Below are 16,626 nucleotides of genomic sequence, written 5' to 3'. Positions count from 1 at the left end.
TATGGCCGAGATCGCCGCATTGCCGATCGAAGCTGAAGCCGGGCGGGAGCGCTATCGCGCCCTTGCCCGCCGCAAGCTTGTGATCCTCGCTGCCATGACAGCCGCTCTTTGTCTGTCGTTCGCCGTCGATCTCGCCTGGGGGCCGGCCCGCTACAGCCTCGGCGAAGTCGTCGCCGCGCTGATCGACCCCTCCTCCGTCTCGGCCCAGATCCGCGCCGTGGTCTGGGATATCCGCATGCCGGTCGCCGTCATGGCGATCGTCGTCGGCGCCGCGCTGTCGGTTGCCGGTGCCCAGATGCAGACCATTCTTGCCAATCCGCTCGCCAGCCCGTTCACGCTCGGCATCTCGGCCGCCGCCAGCTTCGGCGCCGCGCTGGCGATCGTCACCAGCGTCTCCATCCTGCCGGTTGCCGCCACCCTGCTCGTGCCGGCCAATGCCTTCGTCATGGCGCTGATCGCCACGCTGTTCATCCATTTCATCTCGCAGATGCGCGGCGTCTCGGTGCAGACGGTCGTGCTGCTCGGCATCGCGCTGGTCTTCACCTTCAACGCGCTGCTCGCCTTCCTGCAATATCTTGCCTCCGAGCAGGCGCTGTCGGCGGTCGTCTTCTGGACCATGGGCAGCCTTACCAAGGCGACCTGGCCGAAGATCGGCATCACCCTTGCCGTCCTCCTGATCGCGCTGCCGCTGTTTGCCCGCCACGCCTGGGCGCTGACCGCAATCCGGCTCGGCGAAGACAAGGCGGCAAGCTTCGGCGTCAATGTCCGGCGCATCCGGCTCGAAACCATGCTGATCATCTCGCTGCTCGCCGCCGTGCCGGTCAGCTTCGTCGGCACGATCGGTTTCGTCGGCCTGGTCGGCCCGCATATCGCCCGCATGATCCTCGGCGAAGACCAGCGCTTTTTCCTGCCGGGCTCGATCCTGTCGGGCGCGCTTTTGCTGTCGCTCACCTCGATCGTCTCGAAGTCGATCATTCCGGGCGTCGTTTTTCCGATCGGCATCATCACGGCGCTGGTCGGCGTTCCGTTCTTCTTCTCGCTCATCCTCTCGAATCGGAGCCGGTCATGGTAGCGATGCAACTGCAATCGGTCGGCGCCTATCACGGCCGCAAGCTGTTCGTGGAGGACGTGACGACGCCGGTCATGAAGGCGGGAGAGCTGATCGCAGTCATTGGCCCCAACGCCGCCGGCAAGTCGACGCTGTTCAAGCGCATCACGGGCCTCCTGAAGGGGCCGGGCAATATCGTCATCGACGGCGCGAAGACGAAGAACGCCATCACCTACATGCCGCAGGACACCTCGGCCAATGCGGTGCTGACCGTCTACGAATCCATTCTTCTCGCCCGCAAGCAGGGCCAGTCCTGGAGCGTCAGCGACAGCGACCTCTCGTTCATCGACGAAATCATGCGGGCGCTCAACATCACCACCATCGCGTTTCGGGATCTCGGTGCGCTCTCCGGGGGCCAACGCCAGCTGGTGTCGATCGCCCAAGCGCTCGTCCGCGAACCGGAAATCATGCTGATGGACGAGCCGACCAGCGCGCTCGATCTTCACCGGCAGGTCGAAGTGCTCGATTTCATGCAGCGGCGGGCGCGCTCGAAGGGCATGGTCGTGATGATCGCCATCCACGACCTCAACCAGGCGCTCCGCTTTGCCGACAAGGTTCTGGTGATCGCCAACGGCCGCATGCGAGCCTGCGGTTACCCGCGCGACGTGGTCACCGTGGACATGCTGCGCAACGTCTACAAGGTCCATGCCCGCATCGAGAAATGCTCGATGGACCACGACCACGTGATCGTCGACGGGACGGCGCACTAAGCAGCCGCTCAATGTATTGCCGGGCGTTGTGTGCGGCTTGAGCGCGATCAAGCGCCCGAACCGCACAGCACGTCGGCGATAAAAAGCCGCCTGCGCTTCTCCGAACTAGTGCCGGACACCCTTTTCCACGGTCAGATGCCGGCCGAGAATCTCTTCATTGGCGAGCAGGTCGGCGCTGGTCCCCTGGTAGACGATCGCGCCGCGATCGAGAATGACAGCGTCGTCGGAGAGCGGTAGCACCTTGCGGGCCTTCTGCTCGATGATGATAGCCGACATGCCCTCGCCTTGCGTGATCCGCTGGATCGCCGCGAGCAGTTCGTCGACGATGATCGGTGCAAGACCCTCGGTCGGCTCGTCGAGGAGAAGCAGTTTCGGATTGACCATCAGCGCCCGCCCGACCGCCAGCATCTGCTGTTCGCCGCCGGAAAGCTGGTTGCCGAGGTTCTTGCGGCGCTCTTTCAGCCGCGGGAACATCGTATAGACCCGTTCCAGCGTCCAGACGCCGGGGCGGGCGATCGCCGTCATGTTCTCCTCGACGGTCAGCGACTTGAAGATGTTGCGCTCCTGCGGCACCCAGCCGATGCCTGCCGCGGCACGGCGGTCGGCGCGCAGTTTGGTGACGTCGCGTCCCATCAGGTGGATCGAGCCCGAATGATGGGTGGTGACACCGGCAAGCGTATTGACGAAGGTGGTCTTGCCCGTGCCGTTGCGGCCGAGCAGCGCCAGCGTGCGACCCTCGCGGATCGTCAGGCTGATACCGGCGAGAACGCTCGCCTCGCCGTAACCCGCGACCAGTTTTTCGGTGACCAGAACCGGGGCGCTCATGCGTTTTCTCCGAGATAGACGGCCTTGACGCGCGGATCATTGGAGATTTCCGCAACCGTTCCTTCAACGAAGACGGCGCCGGCCACCAGAACCGAAATCCGGTTGGCGAACGAGAAGACCAGATCCATGTCGTGCTCGATCAGCAGCACGGTGACGTCGGGGGGAAGGTCGGAGACAATCTGCAGCACTTCGTGCCGCTCGTCTTCGGGCACGCCGGCCGCCGGTTCGTCGAGCAGCAGCACGCGTGGCTTTGACGCAAAGGCCAGCGCGATCTCGAGCAGGCGCTGCTTGCCATAGGGCAGGATTACGGTACGTTCGCCCATCACAGAAGCAAGGCCGAAGCGCGCCAGCAGGTCTGCCGCCTCGTCCACCACCTTGCCGTAACCGGCGATCGATCGCCACAGGTTGTGGCCAACGCCTTCGCGTTCGGCGATCGCCAGCGCCACGGTTTCGAGCGGGGTGAACTCGTTGAACAGCTGGTTGATCTGGAAGGTGCGGGTCAGCCCACGCTTGACCCGCCGGAACGAGGCCATCGAGGTGATGTCCTCGCCTTCGAGGAAAACCTGGCCTTCCGATGGCGGCAAGACGCCGGTCAAAAGGTTGATCAGCGTCGTCTTGCCGGCGCCGTTCGGGCCGATCAGAGCGTGGCGGGCGCCGCGCTCCACCTTCAGGCTGACGTCATTGGTGGCAAGGAAGGCACCGAAGCGGCGCACCAGGTGCCTGGTTTCGAGAACGATCTCGCTCATCAGCGGTCCTCCTTCTTCGAGAGGCGCTCGGGCAGGTATTCGACCCAGCGCGACAGCCGGTCACGGCCGACCAGCACCAGGATGACGAGCAGCATGCCGATATAGAACATCCAGTATTGCGGGGTGATCACCGACAGCCAGTCCTTGACCAGCGTGAACAGGATCGCCCCGAAGATGCCGCCATAGAGATAGCCGGTACCGCCGATGACGAGCACCAGCAGGACGTCGGCCGAGCGATGGAAGGCGAGCACGTCGGGCGAGACAAAGGCGGTCGTCTGGGTGAGCAGTGCTCCCGCCATGCCGGCAAACACGGCCGCGACCGTATAGGCGGTGACGATACGCTTGCGCGCCGGCACGGCGACCATGGCGGAGCGCATCGAATTGCCCTTGATCGCCTTCAGCGACAGGCCGAAAGGCGAAAAGGCAATGCGCCGCATGATCATCGTGCCAATGAAGAGCACGCCGACGCAATAGAGATAACCGACCTTGCCGAACAGGTCGAACTCGAACATGCCGAGGATAGGGCCGGGCGAAAAGCCGGAAAGGCCGTCTGCGCCGCCGGTCAGCCAGGCCATCTGGTTGGCGACTTCCGCCATCATCAGGCCGATGCCGAGCGTCGTCATCAGGCGGGTAAGGTCGGAGCCGCGCAGGACGAGGAAGCTGGTGAGCAGGCCGAGCACGCCGGAGGCAACGCCCGCGACGATCAATCCGGTCACCGGTTCGGCGAAATAGTGCTGCGCCATCAGGCCCGCCACATAGGCGCCGAGGCCGAAGAAGGCGGTGTGGCCGAGCGAGACGATGCCGGCGAAACCGAGCACCAGGTCGAGCGACACCGCAAATAGGGCCAGGATGGCGATCTCGGTGAGGATCAGCATCTTCGACGGCAGCAGGAAATAAGCGGCGATAGCGGCGATCCAGACGATGATCTCGTAGAAGCGGATGCGGCTCCGGCGCTTCATCAGCTTCGCGGCGCGGGTCTCGGCTGCAGCGGTGGAGGAATTTGCGGACACGGTGGTTTCCTGCGGAAGAACGGTCATCGGCCACCCCTTGAGAACAGGCCGTTCGGCCGCACGATCAGCATGACGATCATCAGTCCGTAGATGACGAAGGGACCGATCGCCGGCACGTAATATTTGCCGGCCACGTCGGCAATGCCGAGCAGCAGAGCGGCGAGGAATGGGCCGGAGACGGTGGATGTGCCGCCGACCGAGACGACGATAAGGAAATAGATCATGAATTTCAGCGGGAAGTTCGGATCGAGACCGAGGATTTCCGCGCCCATCGCCCCGCCGAGGCCGGCAAGGCCCGAACCGAAGGCGAAGGTCAGCGCGAAGACGAGCGGCACGTTGATGCCGAGGCCCATGGCGACGCGCCGGTCATCGACGGCGGCGCGCAGCCGGCTGCCGAAGCGGGTCTTCGAGAGGATGAGCTGCAGCGCAAGCGCCAGTGCCGCGCAGACGATAATGGTGAAGAGCCGGTAGCGGCCGACGCCGACGCCGAACACATCCATGCGGCCGGAGAGTTCCGGCGGCAGGTTGATCAGCTGCTGCTGGCCACCCATAAAATAGTCGGTCGCGGCGATCGCCATGAAGACGATGCCGATCGAGAAGAGCACCTGGTCCAGATGGCTTGCCTGGTAAAGCCACTGGTAGAGCGTCCGTTCCAGCACAAGGCCAATCAGCGCCGAAACGATGAAGGCCGCCGGCAGGCACCAGTAGAAGGAGATGCCGTAGCGGTTCATCATCACCACGGTCACGTAGCCGCCGGCCATGGCAAACGCGCCATGCGCCAGGTTGATGAAGTTCATCAGACCGAGCGTCACCGTCAGCCCGCAGGCCAGAATGAAAAGCAGCATCCCATAAGCGATGCCGTCGAACAGGATTGTCAGCATATAAATCTTCTCTGCGAGGCCCTGTTGCGAGCGATGATGTTGCCCGGCATTGTCGCCGGGAAAACGACGGGGCTCAAGTGCCTTGACCTTCTTGTTATGAACCTGCCCTTCATCCGCCTGCCGGCACCTTTCCCCCGTCAAGTCGTGGAGAAGGCTTATGCCGCGCCGGTTGCGGTTCCCCCCTCGCCCCGTTTACGGGGAGAGGGTGCGCCGAGCGAAGCGGAGGCGGGGTGAGGGGCTATCCCTGCCCCTACTTGGCGTCGGCCTTTTCCGGATCCTTGAGATCCTTGAACGTCTGGAACTCGACGTTCTGCAGCTCGCCGTTCACGTCCTTGACCTCGCGCATGTAGATGTTCTGAATGATGTCGCGGGTTTCCGGATCGATCGAGACGGGACCACGCGGGCTCGTCCAGGAGAGGCCCTTGACGGCTGCCATGAAGGCCGGGCCGGTGACGTCGCCCTTGGTCTTTTCGAGCGCTGCGTAAATCAGCGCCATGCCGTCGAAACCGCCGACCGACATGAAGTTCGGGCGCATGTCGGCATTGGCCTTCTTGAAGGCAGCGACATAGGCCTTGTTTTCCGGGCTGTCATGCGCGGTGGCATAAAAATGGCCGGTAATGGTGCCGATTGCCGGCTTGCCCATCGAGTTGAGGATATCGTCGTCGGTGACGTCGCCTGTCGCAATCAGCTTGATGCCGGCATCGGCAAGGCCGCGGTCTGCAAACTGCTTCATGAACAGCGAACCGGCACCCGACGGCAGGAACACGAAGACCGCATCGGGCTTGGCGTCTCGGACGCGCTGCAGGAAGGGCGCGAAATCGGGATTGGCGAGCGGAACGCGCACGGCTTCGACGATCTCGCCGCCCTTGGCCTTGAATTCCTTGGTGAACCACTTCTCGGCATCGATGCCCGGGCCGTAGTCGGAAACGAGCGTCACCACCTTCTTGATCTTGTTGGCGGCAGCCCAGGTGCCGACCGGCAGCGAATATTGCGGCAGGGTGCCGGAGGTGCGGGTGATGTATTCCGATGCTTTGGTGATCGAAGCTGTGCCGGCGGCCATCACCACCGACGGGATCTTCGCCTGGGTCGCGACCGGGGCGACCGCCATGGCGAGCGGCGTCAGGCCGAAGCCGGCCAGAACCTTGGCGCCGTCGTTGACAACCAATTCCTGGGCGATGCGGCGGGTCTGGTCGGCCGTGCCGGCGTCGTCGCGGATGACGAGTTCGATCTTCTTGCCGGCGACGGTGTCGCCCTTCATCGCCATGAAGGTCTTGGCGCCGGCCGAAACCTGACGGCCGGTCGATGCGAACGGACCGGTCATCGGCAGGATGAGGCCAATCTTGATGGTTTCCTGGGCGGCCGCCGGAATGGCAGCAACGCCGCTGAGCGCCAAGCCTGCCGCTGCGATGAGCGTTCTTCTATTGAGCATGTTTTCCTCCTCCTCAGAGCGCGATATTTTCTTATAGACGCCTTGCCGGACAGTATCCGGGCTTTGAGCCCGGGCCTGTCATAACTGTTAGCCTATATCGTAGACGGTCGATATGTCAGTCAACGGGCCCGGATGCCTTGGCGCCCCGCCATTCTCAACTTTTTGTTAACCTCCAGAGGACGGAACACCGCGGTGCTCGCCCCAAACGCCAATCTCTCCACCTGTCTGGCGCATTTGCACACTAGCCGGCCTGTGTCTTCAGGCTTAATCAGTTCATCTGCCGGACTTATAAGTTCTAGTTATAGCGATCGATCGGCCGGGCGCTCGGACCAGGTCGGCAGAAGCTCCAGAAACGCCTGCTGTGCCGCCGTCGGCAGCCAGTCCCTTCTCGTCGTCACCCCGATCGGCCGCGACGTGTGGCTGAGATCGAAGGGCAGCGCCCGCATCAGCCCGCGGGCGATCTCCGCTTCCGCCTGAAGGCGGGAGGTGCAGCCGAGATGGTCGCTGGAATCCAGAAGCTCGCGCATCAGGATCAGTGAGCCGGTTTCGACGATGCTCTTCGGCGGCCCGCTTGGAGAACCGGTAAAGACGCTGTCGAAATACCGGCGCATCGGCGTGCCGCTCTGGTTGACGACCCAGGGGAAAGCGGCAAGCTCCTCGACGGTCAGTTCCTCCCGGCCGGCCAGCGGATGCGCCTGGCCCGAAACCATGACCACCGTGTCGTGGAACAGCACCTTCTGCTCCACATCGCCGATCGGCGCCGGCACCCGCAGCGCGCCGAGCATGAAATCCACCTCGCCGCGGCGAAGAGCGCCCAGCAGGTCCGGGTAAGGCCCTTCCTGGATCTGGATCGGCAGGTTCGGGCGGATCTTGCGGAAACTGGCGATCGCCTTCGGCAGCACATAGGATTTGGCAAGCGGGGTGGCGCCGATGACGATCTGGCCGATCTCGGCCGCCGTCAGTTCCGCAAGATCCGCATCCGCCTGTTCGAGCTCAATGAAGGCAAGCCTTGCCGCCTGGGCCAGCGCATGGGCCGCGCGCGTCGCGACGATGCCGTAGGAGGTCCGTTCGAACAGCGGACGCGCCGCCTCCTCTTCGAGCTGGCCGACGGCGCGATAGACCGCCGGCTGGCTGAGGCCCAGGCGGGCGGCCGCGAGCGTAAAGTTCTCTGTTTCGCGGACCGCGATCAGGGATTTCAGCTGCGCGGTGGTCGCCGTCACCCGCAGTCTCGGCGACAGTTCCGACAGGGCGGGATCGAGGTATGCGAAGGCGCGCTTGATGCGCAGCGCCAGGATTTCACCGGCGCCGTTGGCAAAGATCCGCTGCGGCGTGCGGGAAAACAGCGGCAGGCCGGCGGTTTTTTCGATCTTCGACAGCGCCTGGGTGACCGCCGGCTGGGAGACGAAGCAGAGCTCCGCCGCCTTTGTCACCGAGCCGGTATCGACGACCGCGAGGAACGCCCTCAGATGCCTGAGGCTGTGATGCAGGATCGTGGATGACGACGCGGGCCGCGAAAAACTCATGATGGGCTGTTCTAGCACATCTGGCCGATGCCGGAAGCGGAAGCCCGCCCGCCCTCGACCGAGCCTCCTTGGCTGCCGCCTGTTCCTGGCCGCCCTTACCTGGTCCCGTTGGAAACGGCTTCCCGGACCGCCAACTCGGCCATGGCGAGCGCCGCCTCGCGGGTCCTGGCAGCGGCAATGAACCGGCCGTTATGGCAGAAGCTCGCGCCCTCGACGCCGCAGGCTGCCTCGAGATCGCGATCGGTCAGGCCGGCCCAGGCCGCCGGCAGATCGGCGCGCACCTCGAAACCTTCGTCCGCTCGGCGGATGGTCGTGAGGCACCAGTCCTTGTCGCGCGGGTGAACGACGAACAACAGGTGATCGGCGCCCGCCTTGATGATCGCCGGGCGGAACGGCATTCCCGTCGGCAATTCGAGAATGCGCCCCTCGCCCGTATCCACGATTGCCTGATGCACGAGCGCCTCGGCCCGCAGTTTTGCAGCGCTCTGGGCAATCCTTGCCTCGACGAAACTGCGGGCGATCGCAAGTGCCGCGTGAAAGGCGCGGTTTTCTGCTTCCGGGTCTTTTTCGTCGAACACGGGTTTCAGGGTTTCCAGGAGAGATGGCAGAGTGAGCCCGGCCAGTGGTCCCGCAATCGAGGGGCTGAGCGCGCCATTGTCCATCAGATCGATCGGCAACACGAAGCTCGCATCGAAAGAGGCGTGCAAAGCCTCGATATGAGCCCCGGGAAGGCCGAGGGCTGCAAGGTAGTCACGGCCATAGTGCTTCCAGACCAGTCCGAACGAGCTGAAAGGCTGGCCGTCGCCGCGCAACGGCGCACCGCGCTGGTGGTGATCGAAGATCTGCGCCGCAGCGTCATAGGCGCCGCCGACATCGTAGATGACGCGGTCGGCACCGGGCGTGATCCATTCAGGCGCCCGGCTGCGAACGATCCGAGCCTTTGGGAAAAGCCGGCTCAGGACGACGCTCGACAGCAGTTCGTCGGCATGGAAGCCACCCGAATGGGTGACGAGAAAATCTGGGGTCATGCCGGGATGCGCCTCGTGGTTCGCGGAAGGTTCGTTTGCGGTCAGCACCTGATAGCCATTGCCGAACGCCTGCTCAACCCGTCATTCGCCCGTTTGAACACGTATACAGCGGCTATATGAGCATTTCAGGAGATTGCAAGGATCTCCAGCTCCTGACCGCCGGCCTCGACGACATCTCCGACAGTCTTGCCCATCAGCAGCCTTGCGACCGGCGAAACGAAGGAAATCGATCCGGCCTTGGGGTCCGCTTCATCCTCTCCGACGATCCGATAGGTCTGGACGCGCCCATCGTCGCGGCTGAAGGTCACGGTGCTGCCAAAGGCAACGTTGTCGGATGAGGTCGGATCCAGGACGAGCTGTGCCGTGTGAACTCTCGCTGCAAGATAGCGCGCGTCGCGCAACGGATTTGCCTGCTGGCGCCGCCGTTCATTGACATCCTCGATCGCGCTCGCCGCGCGATAGGCCTCGCGCGCCTGCGCGAGCTGCAGTTCCAGCGCCTTCAGCCCCGCTTCCGTCACAAGGTTCGGATGCGGCGAAATCGGACGATCCGGCAGCAGGGTTTCCGAAGCGGTTTCGGAACTCTCTTCCTTGGTGAAGGCAACGCTCAATCTTAAAACTCCGTCTGCTTGCAGGGCCTCCTGCGGTACCTGGGCGGTCACCTACCTCTTTGTCAGAACCATGCATACGACGACAATGGACGAACCGCCAAACTCGATCCATGTTCTGCGGATCTGATGTGGACCGACTGCAAGGATTATCTTGGGCAAAGGGTGTCGGAATCCCGTTTAGCCGACCGTCTTCAAGACAGACACGCTACGGAGAGCACCAATGACCATTACCATTACGGCCTTTGAACAATCGCCCGATCGCGGCAAAGGGCTGGCGCGCGACATGCGCGTTCGCTGGGCGCTCGAAGAAGCGGCCCAGCCTTACGACGTTCGTCTTCTGTCGTTCAAGGCGATGAAGGAACCCGCGCATCTGGCGCTTCAGCCTTTCGGGCAGATTCCGACCTATGAGGAAGGCGATCTTGTCCTGTTCGAATCCGGGGCGATCGTGTTCCATATCGCCGAACGCCACGGCGGCCTGCTGCCGGAAGACGCGAATGCCCGGGCGAAGGCGATCGCATGGATGTTTGCCGCGCTCAACACGGTTGAGCCGCCGATCTTCGACCGCAGCCTCGTCCGGATCCTCGAGCGCGACGAGCCTTGGTACGAACAGCGTCTGCGCGCCCTCGACGGCACCATCCGCAACCGGCTGGTCGACCTTTCCCGCCACCTTGGCGACGCCGACTGGCTTGATGGTGCGTTCAGCGCCGGCGACCTGCTGATGGTGACGGTGCTGCTCAGGTTGAAAGCATCGTCGGATATGCTGGACGACTACCCAAACCTCTCCGCCTACACTGCCCGCGCGGAAGCACGGCCCGCCTACAAGCGCGCTTTCGACGCTCAGCTTGCGGTGTTCAAAGCGGCATCGGCCGTCTGACAAATGGGCTGCTTTGGGGTCGCAAGCACCAATCGCCGGCGTCCCACGAGACCCGGTCTCGGCCTAGTCGCTGGCGCGCGCATCGTGACGCTCACGCGTCCCGATGGGGTATTCGCTCTCAAGGAATAGCGGGCTCTTGTCGATCCGTCAGGATCGCGCTCGATATAACGTCGAAAAGATGATCCGCGCGCGGCACAAGCGGAGGCTGGTCGGCGAGCCACGCCAGGGCGCTGATCAATGCGAACAGGTCGTTGCCATCCATGTCGCCTCTCGCCACGCCTTCCGCCTGGGCACGGACAAGAAGCCGCGTGCCGGCTGCGCGCAAGCTGACGCATGAGGCATGGAGCGCGGAGCCTTCATCAGCGATTGCCGCAACCATCGGCGCAATGGCGCCGCTATAGGTGTGGGTCATCGCGATGGCCTCTCGCAGCCATGTCACGAGGGCGTTTCCGGCATTGTCCCACATTTCAAGCTCACTCGCCCTTTGCGCCGCCTCGTCGAACTTCGTGCGAAGCAAGGCCTCAAGCAGCGCTTCCCGGGTCGGGAAGTGGCGATAAAGCGTGCCAAGCCCTACGCCCGCCTTGCGAGCAACGTCGCGCAACGACGCGTCGGCGCCCTGTTCGGTGACAACGCGACGAGCGACGGCGAGTAGCTGGTCGTAGTTCTTTTTGGCGTCGGCTCGCATCGTACCCCTTGACAATCGGAACAGTGCTCCGGATATAAAGTGGAACAGTGCTCCGCATTAGTTAGCACACCTGCCGCGACGGAGAAAGCGATGTCGACCGAAACAATGAAAGCCATCCGGATTCACGAATACGGCGGCCCTGAAGTGCTGCGCTATGAGGATGCGCCGAAGCCGGAATTGAAGCCGGGGGAAGTCCTCGTTCGCGTCCATGCCATTGGGATCAACCCTCCCGACTGGTATCTGCGCGATGGCTACAAGGCGCTTCCTCCGGAATGGCGGCCGCAGGTGCCCTTCCCGATCATCCTCGGCACGGATGTGTCCGGCGTTGTCGAGGCGGTGGCTGATGACGTTAGGGGTTTTTCCGTCGGAGACGACGTCTACTCCATGGTCCGCTTTTTCAGCGTCGGGGAAAGCAGGGCCTATGCCGAATATGTCAGCGTGCCGGCGTCGGAACTTGCGCTCAAGCCCGCCGGCATCGATCATGCGCATGCCGCCGGAGCGCCGATGTCGCTGCTGACAGCGTGGCAGTTCATGATCTCGCTGGGGCACGATGAACCGAACCCGCTTCAGCCACATAAACATCAGCCGGTGCCGCTCGAAGACAAGACCGTCCTCGTCAACGGCGCGGCAGGGGGCGTCGGGCACTTCGCGGTGCAGATCGCGAAATTGAAAGGTGCGCATGTCATCGCCGTGGCATCCGGCAAGCATGAGGCGCTGTTACGGGAACTCGGGGCCGACGAATTCATCGATTACACAAAAACGCCGCCCGAAGAGGTTGCGCATGACATTGATCTTGTCGTCGACGCCCTCGGCGGGCCGACCACCGGCCGTTTCCTGCGCACACTGAAGCGCGGCGGTGCGTTGTTCCCGGTCTACCCATTAGGCTTTTCCGATGCCGAGGAGGCCGAAAAGCTCGGCGTCATGGTCTCGGCCACCCAGGTCCGTTCGAGCGGAGCCCAACTGACAGAAATCGCGCGCTTGCTCGATGACGGGACGATCCGCGTCGTCCTCGATAGCACCTATCCGCTCGCCGACACCCGCAAGGCCCATGAACGAGCCGCCAGGGGGCATATCCAGGGTAAGATCGTGCTCACGGTCGGCGCGTGACTACGAAACCGTAAACGCATCCCCTATTCCAAACGAAAATGGCGGGCCGAAGCCCGCCATTCCTGTCTGAGTGAGATCAATCCGCCTTACTTGGCGTTCGGGTCCTTGATCTTCGGGAAGGTCGCGAACTCGACGTTGTAGAGTTCGCCGTTCACTTCCTTGACTTCGCGCATGTAGATGTCCTGGACGATGTCGCGGGTGGCCGGATCGATGGTGATCGGGCCGCGCGGGCTTACCCAGGTGGCACCCTTCATGGCTTCGATCAGCTTGGTGCCGTCGGTATCGCCATTGGTCTTCTTCAGCGCCATATAGGCGAGCGTCATGGCGTCATACCCGCCGACGCCCATGAAGTTCGGGCGCATGTTGTTGCTGGCCTTCTTCACCTGGGCGACGAAAGCCTTGTTTTCCGGGCTGTCGTGCAGGGTCGAGTAGAAATGGCCGGTGATCACGCCCTTGGCGGCCGGACCCATGCCGTTCAGCAGGTCGTCGTCGGTGACGTCGCCGGTGGCGATCAGCTTGATGCCGGCATCGGCCAGACCGCGGTCGACATATTGCTTCATGAACTGCGCACCGATGCCGGCCGGCACGAAGGCAAACACCGCGTCGGGCTTGGCGTCACGGACGCGCTGCAGGAAGGGGGCGAAATCCGGGTTCGCCAGCGGAACGCGGATCGCCTCGACGATCGTGCCGCCTTCCTTCTTGAACTGGTTGGTGAAGCCCTGCTCGATATCGATCCCCGGACCGTAATCGGAGACCAGCGTCACGACCTTCTTCAGGTTGTTCTGCACCGCCCAGGTGGCGACCGGAACGGCGGACTGCGGGCCGCCCATCGAGGTGCGGACGTAATATTGCGACTGCGGCATGATCGCCGAGGTCGTTGCCGAGGTGATGATCGCCGGGATCTTCGCCTGGTTGAGAACCGGCGCAACCGACATGGCAAGCGGCGTCAGGCCAAAGCCCATCAGCATCTTGGCGCCGTCATTGACGACGAGTTCCTGGGCGATGCGGCGGGTCTGGTCGGCAACACCGCCGTCGTCGCGCAGCACGACCTCGATCTTCTTGCCGGCGACCGTATCGCCATTCAGCGCCATATAGGCCTTGACGCCCGCTTCGACCTGGCGGCCGGTGGATGCGAACGGGCCGGTCATCGGCAGGATGAGGCCGATCTTGACCGTTTCCTGCGCGGATGCCGGAATGGCAACGAGACCGCCCATGGCGAGACCTGCCGCAGCCATCAATGTTCTTCTGGTAATCATTCTCTTTCCTCCTCTAGACGACCTGTTCTCAAAGCTCCTCGTGACAGGCCGCGTCCTCCTTGCGGCCCCCAGCCCATCACAGCCTGTGGGATATATCGGGGACATTGGAACCAACAGTCAACGGGTGACGATAGCCTCAAATCCCACTCGCTTCCGTTTTCGTTAACCGGACAACCCGGCCAGACATTCCAGCCGCATTCCAGGGCTACTTTACGGATTCATGTATACAATTTCGCCTTTAACAGCGTTTCTCGCGGAAAACGGCTCCTCAAATCGATCGGCGCCGATCAAAATTTGCGCGCCTGAAGAAAACCCGCATGAAAAACGGAATTCCCCACTCGGCCAGGAAAGTCGCCGGCCAGCCCTGTTTCCCTCCATACCCTTATACTAGCAATAGGTCTGTATACATTGCCTGTCAATATTAGCCTTTAGCGTGACGAGACGTCAGGCCTTGTCGGCTGACCGATCCGCGACAAACCGCTCGTAACGTTCAGCCAGCAGGGCCGCCGCCTCGTCGATGAATGCGGCATCGACATCCGGCGAAAACTCGATGCGCCGAACCTTGCCGTCGCGCCGGATGCGCGCGAAAACCTTGCCGCTGCTGTCCTTGAGCTCTTTCGGCTTCGGCGCCTCCGGTTTGATCCGGCGCAACAGCCGGTCGAAGAGGAACTGGAAGCGCTGATCGCTGCCGGCCGCCTGGAACCGCTGGAAATGGATCTCGTCGTGGGCGGCGTTCTGGGCAGCGCCCGATTGCAGCATTTCGCCGAGCTTCATCCACCGGTCACGGCCGGCCTTCGGTGCCGGACCGATAATGCGGATGAAATTTTCCGGAATGCCGTCCACCACCTGCATCAGGCGCGACAATTCGCTCTTCTGCACCGCGAGCGCATCGCCGATCACTTTGCGGTCGAAACCGCGGCTTGCGAGGTTTTTGGCAAACAATCCGCGCTCGATGAAGGTGAGGTTGCGGCGTTCGGCATTTTCCTTGCCCTGCGCCAGCACCAGCTCGTCGTCGGACAGCGGCCGGACGATCGCCTTGACCTCGATCCCCAGGCGGGCGGCGGCGCGCACGCGGCGGTGGCCGTAGGCGGTCTGGTAACGGCCGCTTTTGTCCGGATGCGGGCGCAGCAGCACCGGCACCTGCTGACCGCTCTCGCGGATACTGTCGATCAGGGCTGCGAAATCCTCGTCGTCGCGATCGTCGAGCCGCAGCCGGTCCTCGATGAAGGAGGAATCGATCTTGTCGGGATGGACGGTGACGACGCGTTCGCCGTCACTGAGCGCCTGGCGCAGCGCCCGCGCCTCATCCGCATCGCGGGTCATGGTGCCAAGCGACAGGCCCATCGCCTTGACGGCCCCGGATGCGCTGCGGGGCGGCGGCGCCCCCTCCCCCGCCGCAACCGGGCCGGTTTCGGCTTCGGGCATGGATTTGGTTTCAGGCGCACGGGCCGGCTCGCTCGGTGCAAGTCCTCCCGCAAACAGCGCCCTCAACTCGTTCTTGCGGCTTCCAGCCATCGTCATCGCCTCTCTTGATGTCCTGCTTGCGCCTCACCATCCCCAGGCGGAGTGGATCAGCGCCTCGACTTCGCCGTTGACGGCATTCATTGCTTCGACGGCCCGGTCATAAGTGGTGCGAGTGAAGTTCTCGCGGCCGACCTCGTAAAGCGTCTGCTTGGTGAGGCCGGCATCCGATACCGCTGTCGATTTCAGCATCGGCGCGGTCAGCACCCGCTCGCCGAACAGCGAGCGCATGAAACCGACAATCTGCGCCTGCGGCCCGTCGTTCGGTTCAAAGCGGGTGACGAGATAGCGCAGGAAATCGAAATTCAGGGTGCCGCCCGCCTCGCGCACCACCGACAGAAGGTCGGAGGTCATGAACAGGAACTGGTTCATCGACGCGACGTCGAGCATCTGCGGATGCACGGTGACGACGACCGAGGTGGAGGCGCAGAGCGCCGACAGCGTCAGGTAACCGAGCTGCGGTGGGCAGTCGATCACCACCACGTCGTAATCGGCCTCGACCGTCTGGATGGCCGCCTGGATGCGAGCGAAGAACAGCGGCCCGGCGTCCTGGCCTTCCTGCCGGCGTGCCAGCGCCTGCGGCGTCACATGCTCGAATTCCTGCAGCTCGATATTGCCGGGGATGATATCGGCGCCCGGAAAGTAGGTGCCGCGGATGATGTCCGAGAGCGGACGCTGCTCGGCATCGTAGCGAATTGCGCCGTAAAGCGTGTCGTTGCCGGTGAGATCCAGCTCCGGCTGATAACCGAACAGTGCAGAGAGCGAAGCCTGCGGATCGAGATCGATCGCCAGCACCCGGTGGCCGGTCAGGCCGAGATATTGCGCCAGATGCACGGCGGACGTGGTCTTGCCGGAACCGCCCTTGAAATTGGTGACCGAGATGACCTGCAGATGTTCGCCGCGGGCGCTGTCGCGATGCGGCAGATAGGAACGCGCCTTGGCATGGTTGCCTTTGGCGAGCGCCTGGTCGGCGAGGTAGTGGCGGAGCGCATTGATGTCGGCGAGCGAATAGAAGCGCCGCCCGCCGGCACCGGTTTCCGGCTGGGGGCCCTCCCCTGCCAAAGACAGCTGGCGCAGGTAACCATCGGAGACGCCGATCAGCTTGGCGGCCTCGCCGGAGGAAAAGGCTCTCAGCGTTTTCATCGAGGCCGGCGGGAAAAGCCGCTCGCGCATCGCCTTCAGCTGCTCGGACAGCGCCCGCGCATCCCTGGCGATCGCCTCGTCGGCGAGCATCCGCGGCTTGGCCGCGACGTCCGCGCTGAGAGCGCCCGATTTTTTCGCCGATACCGCCATGGGTTCTTCCTCATTCGTGCCG

Annotated in this window: 16 protein-coding genes; 4 read left to right on the top strand and 12 right to left on the bottom strand. The window is 63.4% G+C overall.

Annotated features, from left to right (window positions below):
- The first annotated feature begins 1 nt into the window (after position 1).
- The gene (locus AC1D3C_RS02190; RefSeq protein ID WP_040124008.1) at positions 2–1,072 is read left to right on the top strand and encodes a FecCD family ABC transporter permease; all 1,071 of its coding nucleotides are present in this window, start codon (positions 2–4) and stop codon (positions 1,070–1,072) included.
- Positions 1,066–1,818: an ABC transporter ATP-binding protein gene (locus AC1D3C_RS02185; RefSeq protein ID WP_477481704.1), complete on the top strand. Its 753-nt coding sequence runs from the start codon at positions 1,066–1,068 to the stop codon at positions 1,816–1,818. The genes AC1D3C_RS02190 and AC1D3C_RS02185 overlap by 7 nt, the downstream gene beginning before the upstream one ends.
- Positions 1,819–1,923: 105 nt before the next feature.
- Here the strand turns inward: AC1D3C_RS02185 and AC1D3C_RS02180 are convergent, their stop codons facing one another.
- The 8 genes from AC1D3C_RS02180 to greA form a co-directional block, all read right to left on the bottom strand.
- On the bottom strand, positions 1,924–2,643 hold the full coding sequence (locus AC1D3C_RS02180; protein ID WP_040124005.1) for an ABC transporter ATP-binding protein: 720 nt from the start codon (positions 2,641–2,643) through the stop codon (positions 1,924–1,926).
- Entirely contained in the window at positions 2,640–3,389 is a 750-nt protein-coding gene (locus AC1D3C_RS02175; protein WP_477481703.1) for an ABC transporter ATP-binding protein, read from the bottom strand. The genes AC1D3C_RS02180 and AC1D3C_RS02175 overlap by 4 nt, the downstream gene beginning before the upstream one ends.
- On the bottom strand, positions 3,389–4,426 hold the full coding sequence (locus AC1D3C_RS02170; protein WP_477481702.1) for a branched-chain amino acid ABC transporter permease: 1,038 nt from the start codon (positions 4,424–4,426) through the stop codon (positions 3,389–3,391). The genes AC1D3C_RS02175 and AC1D3C_RS02170 overlap by 1 nt, the downstream gene beginning before the upstream one ends.
- Entirely contained in the window at positions 4,423–5,280 is an 858-nt protein-coding gene (locus AC1D3C_RS02165; RefSeq protein WP_247137551.1) for a branched-chain amino acid ABC transporter permease, read from the bottom strand. The genes AC1D3C_RS02170 and AC1D3C_RS02165 overlap by 4 nt, the downstream gene beginning before the upstream one ends.
- 250 nt (positions 5,281–5,530) lie before the next feature.
- On the bottom strand, positions 5,531–6,709 hold the full coding sequence (locus AC1D3C_RS02160; protein ID WP_477481701.1) for an ABC transporter substrate-binding protein: 1,179 nt from the start codon (positions 6,707–6,709) through the stop codon (positions 5,531–5,533).
- A gap of 299 nt (positions 6,710–7,008) precedes the next feature.
- A complete protein-coding gene (locus tag AC1D3C_RS02155) occupies positions 7,009–8,232 on the bottom strand; it encodes a LysR family transcriptional regulator (RefSeq protein WP_477481700.1) in 1,224 nt (407 codons plus the stop codon).
- Between the two features lie 95 nt (positions 8,233–8,327).
- A complete protein-coding gene (locus tag AC1D3C_RS02150; protein ID WP_477481699.1) occupies positions 8,328–9,260 on the bottom strand; it encodes an MYG1 family protein in 933 nt (310 codons plus the stop codon).
- Between the two features lie 125 nt (positions 9,261–9,385).
- Positions 9,386–9,868 carry a transcription elongation factor GreA gene (greA, locus tag AC1D3C_RS02145; protein ID WP_477481698.1) on the bottom strand — a complete coding sequence of 161 codons (483 nt, stop codon included), beginning with the start codon at positions 9,866–9,868 and terminating at the stop codon, positions 9,386–9,388.
- Between the two features lie 220 nt (positions 9,869–10,088).
- On the opposite strand from greA, the gene AC1D3C_RS02140 reads away from it, so the two are divergent.
- Complete coding sequence (locus AC1D3C_RS02140; RefSeq protein ID WP_477481697.1) at positions 10,089–10,742, top strand: glutathione S-transferase family protein; 654 nt, start codon at positions 10,089–10,091, stop codon at positions 10,740–10,742.
- Positions 10,743–10,860: 118 nt separating this feature from the next.
- Here the strand turns inward: AC1D3C_RS02140 and AC1D3C_RS02135 are convergent, their stop codons facing one another.
- Positions 10,861–11,427, bottom strand: a complete 567-nt coding sequence (locus tag AC1D3C_RS02135; RefSeq protein WP_477481696.1) for a TetR/AcrR family transcriptional regulator — start codon at positions 11,425–11,427, stop codon at positions 10,861–10,863.
- A gap of 90 nt (positions 11,428–11,517) precedes the next feature.
- Between AC1D3C_RS02135 and AC1D3C_RS02130 the strand changes: the two genes are divergently transcribed.
- Positions 11,518–12,534, top strand: a complete 1,017-nt coding sequence (locus AC1D3C_RS02130; RefSeq protein WP_477481695.1) for an NADP-dependent oxidoreductase — start codon at positions 11,518–11,520, stop codon at positions 12,532–12,534.
- 86 nt (positions 12,535–12,620) lie between these two features.
- On the opposite strand, the gene AC1D3C_RS02125 is transcribed toward AC1D3C_RS02130, so the two are convergent.
- The 3 genes from AC1D3C_RS02125 to repA form a co-directional block, all read right to left on the bottom strand.
- Positions 12,621–13,790, bottom strand: coding sequence for an ABC transporter substrate-binding protein (locus tag AC1D3C_RS02125; RefSeq protein WP_477481694.1), 1,170 nt, complete (start codon positions 13,788–13,790; stop codon positions 12,621–12,623).
- A 444-nt stretch (positions 13,791–14,234) separates the two neighbouring features.
- On the bottom strand, positions 14,235–15,305 hold the full coding sequence (repB, locus tag AC1D3C_RS02120) for a plasmid partitioning protein RepB (RefSeq protein WP_477481987.1): 1,071 nt from the start codon (positions 15,303–15,305) through the stop codon (positions 14,235–14,237).
- A 33-nt stretch (positions 15,306–15,338) separates the two neighbouring features.
- Entirely contained in the window at positions 15,339–16,604 is a 1,266-nt protein-coding gene (gene repA, locus AC1D3C_RS02115) for a plasmid partitioning protein RepA (protein WP_477481986.1), read from the bottom strand.
- Positions 16,605–16,626: the final 22 nt, after the last annotated feature.

The organism is Neorhizobium sp. P1_A6 (genome assembly GCF_056406795.1).
The sequence above is the reverse complement of the archived record's forward strand: the minus strand, read 5'-3'. Positions and strand labels throughout refer to the sequence as shown.

Bases quoted from the DNA above. Each gene is read 5' to 3' on its own strand.
- AC1D3C_RS02185 (WP_477481704.1), top strand. From the start codon at position 1,066: ATGGTAGCGATGCAACTGCAATCGGTCGGCGCCTATCACGGCCGCAAG.
- AC1D3C_RS02175 (WP_477481703.1), bottom strand. From the start codon at position 3,389: ATGAGCGAGATCGTTCTCGAAACCAGGCACCTGGTGCGCCGCTTCGGT.
- AC1D3C_RS02160 (WP_477481701.1), bottom strand. From the start codon at position 6,709: ATGCTCAATAGAAGAACGCTCATCGCAGCGGCAGGCTTGGCGCTCAGC.
- AC1D3C_RS02190 (WP_040124008.1), top strand. From the start codon at position 2: ATGGCCGAGATCGCCGCATTGCCGATCGAAGCTGAAGCCGGGCGGGAG.
- AC1D3C_RS02130 (WP_477481695.1), top strand. From the start codon at position 11,518: ATGTCGACCGAAACAATGAAAGCCATCCGGATTCACGAATACGGCGGC.
- AC1D3C_RS02150 (WP_477481699.1), bottom strand. From the start codon at position 9,260: ATGACCCCAGATTTTCTCGTCACCCATTCGGGTGGCTTCCATGCCGAC.
- AC1D3C_RS02140 (WP_477481697.1), top strand. From the start codon at position 10,089: ATGACCATTACCATTACGGCCTTTGAACAATCGCCCGATCGCGGCAAA.
- AC1D3C_RS02155 (WP_477481700.1), bottom strand. From the start codon at position 8,232: ATGAGTTTTTCGCGGCCCGCGTCGTCATCCACGATCCTGCATCACAGC.
- AC1D3C_RS02165 (WP_247137551.1), bottom strand. From the start codon at position 5,280: ATGCTGACAATCCTGTTCGACGGCATCGCTTATGGGATGCTGCTTTTC.
- AC1D3C_RS02135 (WP_477481696.1), bottom strand. From the start codon at position 11,427: ATGCGAGCCGACGCCAAAAAGAACTACGACCAGCTACTCGCCGTCGCT.
- AC1D3C_RS02125 (WP_477481694.1), bottom strand. From the start codon at position 13,790: ATGATTACCAGAAGAACATTGATGGCTGCGGCAGGTCTCGCCATGGGC.
- repA (WP_477481986.1), bottom strand. From the start codon at position 16,604: ATGGCGGTATCGGCGAAAAAATCGGGCGCTCTCAGCGCGGACGTCGCG.
- repB (WP_477481987.1), bottom strand. From the start codon at position 15,305: ATGGCTGGAAGCCGCAAGAACGAGTTGAGGGCGCTGTTTGCGGGAGGA.
- AC1D3C_RS02180 (WP_040124005.1), bottom strand. From the start codon at position 2,643: ATGAGCGCCCCGGTTCTGGTCACCGAAAAACTGGTCGCGGGTTACGGC.
- AC1D3C_RS02170 (WP_477481702.1), bottom strand. From the start codon at position 4,426: ATGACCGTTCTTCCGCAGGAAACCACCGTGTCCGCAAATTCCTCCACC.